The 638-nt window shown below is 55.8% G+C and carries 1 rRNA gene; it reads right to left on the bottom strand.

Features of this window, described 5'->3' with window-relative positions:
* Positions 1 to 638 (bottom strand): 23S ribosomal RNA (locus ACNPAA_RS21030); the annotation flags it as partial.

The following is a 638-nucleotide window of genomic DNA, read 5'->3' as shown; positions in this document are numbered from 1 at the left end:
CTACGCTTACACACCCCACCTATCAACGTTGTGGTCTCCAACGGCCCTTTAGGACCCTCAAGGGGTCAGGGATGACTCATCTCAGGGCTCGCTTCCCGCTTAGATGCTTTCAGCGGTTATCGATTCCGAACTTAGCTACCGGGCAGTGCCACTGGCGTGACAACCCGAACACCAGAGGTTCGTTCACTCCGGTCCTCTCGTACTAGGAGCAACTCCCTTCAATCATCCAACGCCCACGGCAGATAGGGACCGAACTGTCTCACGACGTTCTGAACCCAGCTCGCGTACCACTTTAAATGGCGAACAGCCATACCCTTGGGACCGACTTCAGCCCCAGGATGTGATGAGCCGACATCGAGGTGCCAAACACCGCCGTCGATATGAACTCTTGGGCGGTATCAGCCTGTTATCCCCGGAGTACCTTTTATCCGTTGAGCGATGGCCCTTCCATTCAGAACCACCGGATCACTATGACCTACTTTCGTACCTGCTCGACCTGTCCGTCTCGCAGTTAAGCTGGCTTATGCCATTGCACTAACCTCCTGATGTCCGACCAGGATTAGCCAACCTTCGTGCTCCTCCGTTACTCTTTGGGAGGAGACCGCCCCAGTCAAACTACCCACCAGGCACTGTCCGCG

It is taken from the genome of Aeromonas sp. PS2Canimalfood6 (assembly GCF_048276795.1).
GTDB lineage: Bacteria > Pseudomonadota > Gammaproteobacteria > Enterobacterales > Aeromonadaceae > Aeromonas > Aeromonas caviae.
Note: the sequence above shows the minus strand (reverse complement) of the source record. Positions and strands in the feature narration are given on the sequence as shown.